9 protein-coding genes and 2 pseudogenes are annotated in these 10,370 nt (G+C 38.6%); all 11 read right to left on the bottom strand.

Annotated features, from left to right (window positions below; all coding sequences use genetic code 11):
* On the bottom strand, positions 1 to 429 hold a 429-nt coding region (locus tag H7254_RS17050; protein WP_301934113.1), incomplete at its 3' end, for an MFS transporter.
* A gap of 2 nt (positions 430 to 431) precedes the next feature.
* Complete coding sequence (locus H7254_RS17045; protein WP_301934112.1) at positions 432 to 1,508, bottom strand: HlyD family secretion protein; 1,077 nt, start codon at positions 1,506 to 1,508, stop codon at positions 432 to 434.
* A 25-nt stretch (positions 1,509 to 1,533) separates the two neighbouring features.
* Complete coding sequence (locus H7254_RS17040) at positions 1,534 to 2,871, bottom strand: TolC family protein (protein ID WP_301934111.1); 1,338 nt, start codon at positions 2,869 to 2,871, stop codon at positions 1,534 to 1,536.
* 62 nt (positions 2,872 to 2,933) lie between these two features.
* Positions 2,934 to 3,554 (bottom strand): TetR/AcrR family transcriptional regulator, encoded by a 621-nt coding sequence (locus H7254_RS17035; protein ID WP_301934110.1) that lies wholly within the window; start codon positions 3,552 to 3,554, stop codon positions 2,934 to 2,936.
* Positions 3,555 to 4,629: 1,075 nt separating this feature from the next.
* On the bottom strand, positions 4,630 to 5,238 hold the full coding sequence (locus H7254_RS17030) for a glycosylhydrolase-like jelly roll fold domain-containing protein (RefSeq protein ID WP_301934109.1): 609 nt from the start codon (positions 5,236 to 5,238) through the stop codon (positions 4,630 to 4,632).
* Between the two features lie 21 nt (positions 5,239 to 5,259).
* A pseudogene (locus tag H7254_RS17025) lies at positions 5,260 to 5,796 on the bottom strand (glycosyl hydrolase).
* Positions 5,797 to 5,924: 128 nt separating this feature from the next.
* A pseudogene (locus H7254_RS17020) lies at positions 5,925 to 7,507 on the bottom strand (glycosyl hydrolase).
* A 241-nt stretch (positions 7,508 to 7,748) separates the two neighbouring features.
* Positions 7,749 to 9,182 (bottom strand): arabinose isomerase, encoded by a 1,434-nt coding sequence (locus H7254_RS17015; protein ID WP_301934108.1) that lies wholly within the window; start codon positions 9,180 to 9,182, stop codon positions 7,749 to 7,751.
* 176 nt (positions 9,183 to 9,358) lie between these two features.
* Positions 9,359 to 9,544: a hypothetical protein gene (locus H7254_RS17010; protein WP_301934107.1), complete on the bottom strand. Its 186-nt coding sequence runs from the start codon at positions 9,542 to 9,544 to the stop codon at positions 9,359 to 9,361.
* Between the two features lie 250 nt (positions 9,545 to 9,794).
* Positions 9,795 to 10,055 carry a hypothetical protein gene (locus H7254_RS17005; RefSeq protein WP_301934106.1) on the bottom strand — a complete coding sequence of 87 codons (261 nt, stop codon included), beginning with the start codon at positions 10,053 to 10,055 and terminating at the stop codon, positions 9,795 to 9,797.
* Positions 10,045 to 10,370, bottom strand: a 326-nt coding sequence (locus H7254_RS17000; RefSeq protein ID WP_301934105.1) for a transposase, incomplete at its 5' end; no start/stop codon positions are given. The genes H7254_RS17005 and H7254_RS17000, both read right to left, overlap by 11 nt.

The raw sequence follows: 10,370 nt of genomic DNA, 5'->3' as shown, positions 1-10,370 counted from the left end.
TTTATTAACTTCTTCCGGAGGAAATGTTTCTACCAATACGGTTTGTGCTGTGGCAAGCAAAGCACCACCACCAATACCTTGTATAAACCGCCAAAAAATGAGCGTCTCAATTGAACCTGAGAAACCACATAGAAAAGAAGCAGCCGTAAATAGCATAACGGATGCAGTAAAGTAAATTTTTCTTCCAAAAATATTACTTAAAAATCCGGTTAGTGGAATGATGATAATGTTTGAAATGGCATAGGCAGTAATTACCCAGGCGGTCTCTTCAATCGTTGCGCCAAGGCTTCCGGCAATATTTCGGGTAGCCACATTTACAATGCTGGTATCAATCAATTCCATGATGGCGCAGGTAATTACTGTGATTGTAATCAGCCATTTTCTAGAACCCACTTCATAGGAGGGAGCGGCCACTGTATTGCTTTCCATAATTACTTGGTTTTTACATTGGCGGTAACACTCATACCTGCCCTTAAAGGAAAATTAGCATCTTTGGTTTCTGTAAATTCTATTTTAACCGGGATGCGCTGTGTTACTTTTACAAAATTTCCTGTTGCATTATCAGCAGGCAATAAAGAAAATTTAGCACCGGTAGCCTGTGAAAAAGAAGTTACCTTTCCCTTAAAAGTTTTATCAGAATAAGCATCTATTTTGATGGATACTTCCTGCCCAACTTTCATGTTTTCAATTTGGGTTTCTTTATAATTAGCCACTATCCATACATTTTGATTATCTGCAATTGCCATCAATGGCTGGCCGATGGCTACCACCTGGCCTTTCTGTACATTTTTCTTAGAAACAATGCCATTAGATGGAGCCGTGATAACACAATAAGATAGTTGCAATCTTGCTGCTTCGAGATTACTTTCTGCCTGCTTTACCGAAAGCTCTGCCAAACCAATTCCATTGTTTGATGTGGCTACAGCCGATTGGGTTGTAGCTACCTGAAATTTAGAAGCATCAATTTGTTTATTAAGGGAGTTTACTTGAGATTCGGCTATTCTTAACTTTGCATCGGCTGCATCTTTCTCTGCTTTTATACCATCAAATTGTTGCTGGGTAGTACTTTTTTGTTCGAGCAAGTTTTTAAACCGCAAATAGTTTTTGGTGGTTACATCAACTGCTACCTTTGCCGCATCAACACCAGCTTTGGCTGCTGACATGCCAGCTACTACAGCACCGGAACTGGCCGCTGCCGATGAAACTGAAGAAGAAGCCGTACCCCGGCTACTCTTTGAAACCTGCACATTTTGTTTGGCAACTGCTACAGCAATTTCTGCATGCTGCACGGCTATTTTATAACTGGCATCATCTAATAAAACCAATGTATCCCCTGTTTTTACAGCCTGGTTATCTTCTACAAAAATTTTTACGACGGTACTGTTTATTTTGGGAATAACAGGACTGATATTTGCTTCCAGTTGTGCATTGTCTGTTTCTTCTTTGCCAGAGCAGCTTGCGAATAAAATACTTATTGCAATAAATAATGCAGATATAATTTGTTTCATCTTTTTTAATTTTAGAATGGCTGGATTAGTTTTTTGAATTGGTTGATTTTAATACTTTTTTATAAGCCAATTCAGTATTGGCAGTAGCGGTAATGAGGTTTATTTTTGATTGAAGTAATAAGGTATTGGCAGTTAAGAATTCAGTAGGCGTAGTGGTATTATTTGAAAAACGATTTTGTTCTACCCTGAAATTTTCTGTAGCCTGCTCCACTTCTTTTGTAGCTATATTTATTTTTTCGATTGCTTGTAAATAATTGTTGTAGTCTGCATTTACTTCCAATTGTATGCCTTCCGTAGCCTGGTCTAAAACCTGGTTTATCCTGATTACATTAAGTTTACTTTCATTTACTTTTTGCTTATTGGTATAAAACGACGATAAATTCCAGTTAAAGTAAACACCTGCCGTCCAGGTTCCGGTTAGTTCGGCCTTATTTGGAAATACTCTTTGTTCCGGTTGATTGTAATTTGCGTTTCCGCCTAAACTAATATTAGGCAGGTAATCACTTCTGGTAAGCTTTAAACCTAATGCAGCTTGTGTTTGACGAATGTTTAAGCCCTTTAATTCAGGACGATTTTTTATGGCTGTTAATAAGTAATCATCTAATACACCATTTCGCCTGGCCATAAGCGGTAGTGTTTCCGGAATATCAATTTCTACTTTTGTATCCAGCCCGGTAAGCAGGCATAAGTTATATTTAAGCAAACGTAAACTACTGTTAAGGTCACTTAAGGTTGATGTTAAATTGGTAACTGCGAGGTCTAGTTTCAACACATCGTTTGCTAAAATAATTCCCTGATTCACAAAATTTTGGGCGTCCTTTTGTTGTTTTTTTAATAGCTGAATATTGGCTTCAATAATTTTTTTTGTTTCTTTTACAACAAATAAATTATACCATAAAGTAGTAATATTGAAAGCTGCATCTGATTTATTTTTTTCAATATCAAAATAAATAGCCTGTAGGTCCAGCTTTAATAATTCGGTTCCATTTTTTATTTTTCCACCTAAAAACAGGGGCTGTCTTAGCTGAAGCGAATTGTAAGACTGGTTTAAGATTTGTGGATTTAATATAAGATCACCTGTTTGAAAATTTACTTTAAAGGGTGTAATATTATCACTAATTCTTGTGTAGTTCAGGTTAATGCCAACCTGTGGTAATTGGGTGTTGATACTTTGCTTAATTTTAGAAGTGGCAATCTGCAATTGCGTACTATCAATTTTCAACTGCCTGCTATGCGCAATGGAAAGCTCAACCGCCTCATCCAGTGTTACTACTTTTTTAGTCTGAGCTTTCACAATGTGCGGTAAAAACCAGCCGGTGCATAACAGAATTAATAAAATAGTTACCCTCAAATTTTTGTTCATACTTTTTTATTTATTTAGAATAAAATTCGCAATATGAACATTGTTCATATTTATATAAAAAATTATTTTTTTACGCCATTCTCCAGTAATTGAATAAAGCTGTTTAAAAGATCTTTTTCAGAAATATTCAATTTTTCCTTCATTATTGCGCCACGTACCTTAATTAACTGAAGCATACCAACCGCCATACCCCATAAGCTCATGGCTAATATAACAGGCGATATTTTTGGATTAAGTGTACCTTCTTCTCTTGCTCTACCGGCAATACCAACCACAATTTTCATTATTTTTTCTCCCGATTGTTGCATCTCTTCTGTTTCGGTCATTCTATTATTTACTTCGTACAATGAAACCAAATCATAGTATAGTGAATTTTTTTTATAGAATAAATAATTAGATTTAAGGATACTTTTTAGCTGCTCAATATTGCTTTCTTTATTTTTTTCAATCTTTTGAAAATCTTTAATCAATAAGGTTCTGGCTCTTATGGTAAGGATGCTTAATATTTCTTCTTTGTTTTTAAAATATAAATAAATGGTTCCTTTTGCAAGATTAGTTTCATGGGCAATCAAATCAATACTTAAACCGTGTAAACCATGCGACTTCATTACCGTTACTGCCGCATCTAAAATATCCTGCCGCCTGTTTTCCTTTTCAATATTCTTTCTTTCGATTGTGTTCATCTGAAGTATTTTTTATCAACCCCTGCTTTTATATCCAGTATTGTAACGACTTAAAGCCTTTAAAATACCAATGCTCATGTTTGCAATTTTTGAAATAACAGTCATAAAATGAATGGCGTTCATTTTTAAACCATTAGTAGTGTCGTCAAAAAAGTGGTTAACATATCATTTTCTAAAAGGTTTAGTTGATTCTGTTTTATAAATAAATCATACTTAGTACTGTTGAATAGTTACTGTTGATGTCTCTGCAATTATCAAACACTCTATTAAACCTACTTGCTAACTTTAAAGTAAATAGTAAAAGTGGCGTATATACCTTCTTGAAAATATTAACCGCATTACTACATAATGTTAGTTGCTGTATTAATTCTGCTTAAAAAAATTTAACAGGATCCAGGCAGTTATCCCCATTTAGTAGTTTCCAATTTGAGTTGATGTACAACATTGCAGATTCGGCAACAAAGCCAATTAAATAACCGCTTTACTGGTATATTCTACCTGGTGTTCATTATCTGGAAATACCCGCAATATTGGCCTCCTTCCGCCATTCATTTTTGCGTTTAAAACGGTGTGGTGGACGAAAGTCAATACGCGTGGATTTTTTCATTAAAGCTGCTGAAGATCATATCAAAAAAATTACCTGTCGGTACGTTCAATACTACCAATACCCTTACACACGGATCAAAAAGTATATTCGATGCACAGTTACTGCAATCGACAATAAACTCTTTTATGATTTTAAAAGTAACCGCTGAGCTCACCAGGAATTATACCTGCCAATGATGAGCCTTTGTAAAGGATATAGCAGAATGCTTCTTGTAATAAAATTTTTTTCGGTTATTATGTTGATGGTAATAATGCTATTTAAAGGCTTACGAAAAAAAGTGAGCGAAAAGGTAAAAAGTATAGGAATTCGGTTAATTTTTTTTCTGTGTGTAACAAAATTTATTATTTTATAACATAGCTGGCAATCTAAGTCATAAAAAAATAATACTAATTTTAAACTATTGTGGTTTAAAACTACCATTTCTTCTATTGTAATACTGATGGAGCTATCCTGTTTATCAGGCACACTTTAAAAATCAGTTTGCCAAATGGTTACTGGCCCGATAAGGCCCGATTGAAACAGCATTGAATCTTTTTTGTAAGGCTTAAACGTTGTAAAAGTAAACCGGCCGCTTGTCCGTGGCCGGGCGTTTAGCAACCCTGCCGGCCACCGGCCATCTTTTATGCCGTCGTCGGGTAATTGCTCATCGCCTATAAGCCTGTTGGGGCATAAATTAGCCACGGCTATTTCCAGTTTATTGTTTTTTTGCTTTAGGGCATCTGTAATATCTACCTTCCACGGAGCAGTCCAAACTACACCCAAATATTTTCCATTCAACTTTACCCTTGCCATATTGTTTACTTCACTAAGATAGAGGTAAACACGGCTGGTGTTTGTTATATAAATACCTCCTGCATCAAAACTTTGCCGGTAGGTAGCAATGCCCGAATAGTATTTAATGCCGCTTTCAGGGCGCCTGGTCCAATCCGTAAGTATATCAAAAACAACTTTGTCAGGGCCACCCCAAACTGTATCGAAAGATACCGCCCAGGGTGCTTTAAGTGTGGCTACATTTTTAAACGACGGGAAATTAATTTGGTTTGAAGAGACTGTGCGTACTACATCCTTTTTAAACACGATAAAAAAACTTTGGTAAGGCTACAGTTGCAATGGAATAGTTGTTTGTCCATTGTTCACCACAAATTCAGGCAGGGTTCTTATTTCACCTGTGATGGCATTCCATAATTCAGGTGTTCCCTTATCAGATTTGAAAGTACAGTTTGTTTTCAGCAGCTGGCTGGTTTTATTAGACACAAAATAAATATCCTGGTCAGCCATTTTCCGATGCGTGTAGCGCACGCTACCCATTGATGTAAAATCTTCAGCAATGCCCATTTCACCCAATAATTTTGCCGTTACATCATAGGCCGGATAAAGACCTTCTAAATTTGAATTGATTATTCCGCCCCAGATTATTTTTCCTTTTCCATAACTATGCATAGTTAAGTTATGGGGTATGGATGATGCTCCCCAAATGGTTTAAGCCGTTGTTTTCACCTGCTCATCACATCCCGGAAAACCAGATAATCCGGGCGATTTTTCGGGTGGAGAACCTACCACTGTTGCTCCTTCGTATACCAGTAATTTTATTTTTTCTGCTAAGGCAGGTGTCATTGTTTTTACAGCGGGTAGCACTAACAAATTGTATGCAGCGCCAACCGGAAATACAACCTGGTTATTGAGCACGCCTGCCGTAAGTAGCTATCCGGGAGAACAACCGTCAAAATTATATCCCCGTCTGTCGCGTATCGGTTCTTCACCAATCAATGCGGAAGAAGGCGGCCGGAAAACATGCGGCGAACCTTCGGGCGTAAGGTACAATATATCCGCAACGGAAGCGCCTTGCTGTAGAATAAACTGGCAGCGGGATATGTATTTGTGGTAGTCTCCACCATTGGCCACCAAGTCTGGCTTCTGTCCCAATGCACTCCGTAAGGTCCCATCGTCATACCGGGTTTTAAATTATCGGGTAATGTCTGGCTTTGAAAAGTATGATAAACAAATCTGTTGATACCGGTAGCAAATGCCCAGTCGCCCTGCTCTTTCATTGATCCCGGATATTGTTTCCAGCCCTCGTTATCCTGTGCAGTAAACGCTTCTGCGCACACCAGCGAAATGCCATTAACATGTGCTATGGATGTTGCTTCTATGCAGCTAAAGGAAGAATTGAATCCAAAGCCCTTGCACCAGAATTCGCACATCGGTACATCTGCCACAGCAACCAGCTCAAGGTCGGCTGTGGGGTTCATATCGTAAGGTTCAATGGATAATTTCAACCCTTGTCGATGGGCATAATCTTTTACATGTTGTGCATGATACTCCAGCACCAGTTCCTGAGCCGTTTGACGTAAGTCCCATAAAAAGCGTTCGCTGATTTCCAGGCTTTCTACAATGTTGCCGGCGTATACCGGATAGTAGGGCAACGGATCATACCCTCTTCTTTTGATAAACTGCTGGCGGAATTGTGCGGTCCAGTTTTGCGAACCATTTCCCAGCTATCCATGTGCAGATTCTTTAAACCGCCGGACGAATCACTGTTTAATTTTCCTATTTTTCTCAGCAGCTTGCCAATGTATTCGTTTAAGTGAGCATCCAATGCAACCGTATCAAATTTATCACACTCAAATCCTAAACCCGGCATGGGTGCAGGGCGGGTAACTGCGCCGTTATTGCGGCTTCCAAAACGCATAACAGTCCATTGCCCGGCGGGAGCTTGCCAGTCCAGCGTTCCATCGGGGTGTAATTTGCTGGTAAGATTAATGATTTGTTTTGAAGCAATAACGGACGATGATGGCACCAGTTCATAATTGGTGAGCGCAGGCAGAAATTGTTTTACATCTACAACGGAAGAATAAGGTGCACGATAAAAGAGTGCCTTCTCATCAATGTCTTCTATTTTTTTATTGGTTGATGGCGTTGGATAAGCTAACACCGCCACGTCTTTATAAAAGTCGTTCCATTGCTTTTTTAATTCCGGTGTAAAACCACCTTCACCAAAATACGGTGGTTTAGGTAATGGTATAGCTAATTTGATAACCTGCTGATTACCGTTTCCAGTAACCATTGTTGTACTGAAAACCAGGTGCTGCATGGATTGCGCTGCAGGTACCCATGGTCCGCCACTGCCCGTCCAGCCTGGGCCAACACCCAATGTAATTTCTATTCCCAATCGTTCTGCCTCTCTTACTGCATGTTTAAATAATTCCTGCCACTCCTCACTCAATAAATCAACTTTACCTCTGGGTATGCCCACATTCACTTCTAAAAAAATAAGGTTGCCAATACCTGCTTTTTTCATAGACTCAAGATCCTTTGTCATGGATTGTGCAGTTCGGTTGCCATCCATAAAATACCAGTATACACCTGGTCTTGCTGAGTTGGGTGGGTTTATAAAACCTGATTTTAGTATATCTACTGTAAGGGCCCCTTTTTTTTATTTTGCTAAAATGCTTATTGTAACTGTACAGGCATAACATATTGCAGAGAGATAACAGGCTTGCGGAAAAAGTATTTTTTTTTAAAAAAAGCATGGTATTTCTAAATAATAAATTATGTGGTAATTTTAATTTTTTAATAACAACTATTGCTTAGCAAACCTGTATGGTAGCGATGTTCAGTAATTCGCCCAGTTTTTTAATTTTGGAGGCTATATGCCCAATGCCAACCGCACAATGATGAGCAGGGCCATGGCTGTTCCAGTCGTTCACAAATTTTCTGGCACCGATGCTGAAACGATAGCGGCTGTTGGTGTTACCGATTTCTAATATCGGGCCGGCAACGGATTCTCCCTCTGCCACCAGCAGCATCAAACCATTGCTGGTTTCTACCACAGATAAAAGTGTAACCGGCCCATGCTTTACTGCCATCTCCACCGACAATCCTTTGCCCACCTTTCCATGATAAACCGTTAATGGACGAACCTTTGTTTTGCCTTCAGCAATTTTTATATGCCCGGGACCATCGTGCCCCATCAGCACCACATCATCTGTAAAATCCATTGCATAGTATTCAGTAAAAGAACCACCTACACCAAAGCAGTCCATAATTTTCATGGCCTGTGCATTCTTAATTTCATATTCGCCTGCCACAGGAATACCATTTGCTGTAAGCAAAGAAGTGCCAAGAATTACAGAACTCATGGTGTCTTCATTTTCTGCATTGCCTGTGCCTTTGTAGTAGTAAGCCATAGACCCCAGGTTGTATAGTTCAACCAGTTTGTCTAATGCAACAGAGGTTCTTGCTGCCCTTTCTAATTCTTCAATAACGCAATCGGGCTGCACCTCAAATATTTTATGGAATGCTTCTACTCTTTCAGTAATTAGTTTTTGTGAAACTTCTCTCCTTATTGCGGATAATTCATCTACCTCAATAATTTCTATATGCCCGCCAAACGTAGCTATCTGCAGGGTAAGGTCGGTGTAAATATCAAGCATACCGCTATAATAATGTCCCATTGCACCCAGCCTGTTATGCGACATGGTGTTGGCAACTTTAGCAGCTTCAATCCATTCACCAATTTCATCCCAGCATACCGGATCATTGTGAAGCATGCCGGTGATTTGGTGAAATTTTATGTGGGCCCTTTTAAAAACATTTGCAATTTCCGGCACCGGGCAGGCTGAACAATAAGCCAGCCATTCACCCGTCATTTTAGTGCGGTCATTCATTGCATTGAATGAATTGTAGTCAATAGCGGCTACGGGCGACAGGTTTAAAATAATGACTGGCACTTTGGCTCTTTGCACTACAGGAAGAACAGTTGAAGACAAAGCATACGTCGTTACATACATAAAAATAATATCAACATCGGCCCGTCTGAATTGATGGCCTGCTTCCATTGCTTTTTGCGATGTGTCAATCAAACCAAGATTAATTACTTCTACCTGGTAATTTTTTATCTTACCGGCAACTATTTCTACATAGGATTCTAATTTTTCTTTCAGCCCATCAAACTGTTCCCAATATGCTTCAAGGCCAATGCCGAAAAGACCAATTTTTAATAAGGGATTATTTCTAACCATATAATTTTATGTTACTATTTTATGTTTATTCAAAATACTATTTTACATGAAATCCTATCTGCTAAACCACACAATTATTATCATTTACTGCTGTGCATTTTTTATACAACCCTTTAACTAACGGCATCAGATAATTTTCATTGCTTTGAACAAATAAATAAACCACATTACCATCATCAAAAATTCCATGGCAGGCCAGGACAGGCAATTTTCCCTATTTCAGAAAAGCAGGTGGATATAGTTCCAACTCCATTAAAGATTTTTTTTGGTCTTTCATTAAAAGAAAAAATGCGTACCTGTTCACCTTTTTCTAAATGGGTTTGCAGTATCCTTTCAATCAATGAAAGCACGTCATCTTCCATTACACTTATGTAAACTTTCCCTTCATTTATTTCTTCTTCTTTAATATTGCTGATAGCCTTATGATCGAAGTGCTAATACTTATGAAAAAATATACCTGAATTACCACGGCAGTTATGCCTTGGTAATTCAGTAACAAAAAAGCTGGCTTTAACCAGATGAATCTGCGCTGTGAACCAGTGTAATGAGCATATACTAACACCGTATAAATTTTCAATCTTCACTTACTGCATTGCTTTTATTTTATTAATCTCAAATTTCTACCACCGCAACGGCAAATGATTCAAGTATAATTGTACCGTTTGTTATATTAGATTTAGCAGGAGGGTTTTCGCCTGTAGTTATATCTACACAACTAATTTTGGCAGTGGTAATTTCTTTAGGCATTTTTATCTCTACCCGTGTATTTTTTTTATTAACGAGCAAAATTCTTTTTCCCCCTGACCCTGTAAATCCCTGAGCTACTACACCTGGTGCGTCTAAATCGGTTTTTACGAGTTTATCACCAGTCAAGGCTTAAACGCTCTCTTATCTCCACAAACAGCGTGGGTGAAAAAGGGGCTTCGTTGGTAAAGCTGCTGTAGCTCAAAAAATATTGCATGAACATGTTTTCCTGTATCTGCGCTACCGTTTCACGGTCGCTCAGGTCGCCGAGGTGTTTTATAAAAATACTGCCCAGTATCACCGGTCCGCTTATCGGCGGACGGCCTTCGGTGGAGCTAAACAATTTATCATAATAAGGCACAATACTATCCCAGGGGATGCTTTGGGCCATCTTGACCCAGCGATTGCCTTTATATAATTTTTGATCGAAGGGCGTATCAAATC

The organism is Ferruginibacter sp. (assembly GCF_014377975.1).
In the GTDB taxonomy this organism is placed as follows: Bacteria; Bacteroidota; Bacteroidia; order Chitinophagales; family Chitinophagaceae; genus Ferruginibacter.
Note: the sequence above shows the minus strand (reverse complement) of the source record. Positions and strands in the feature narration are given on the sequence as shown.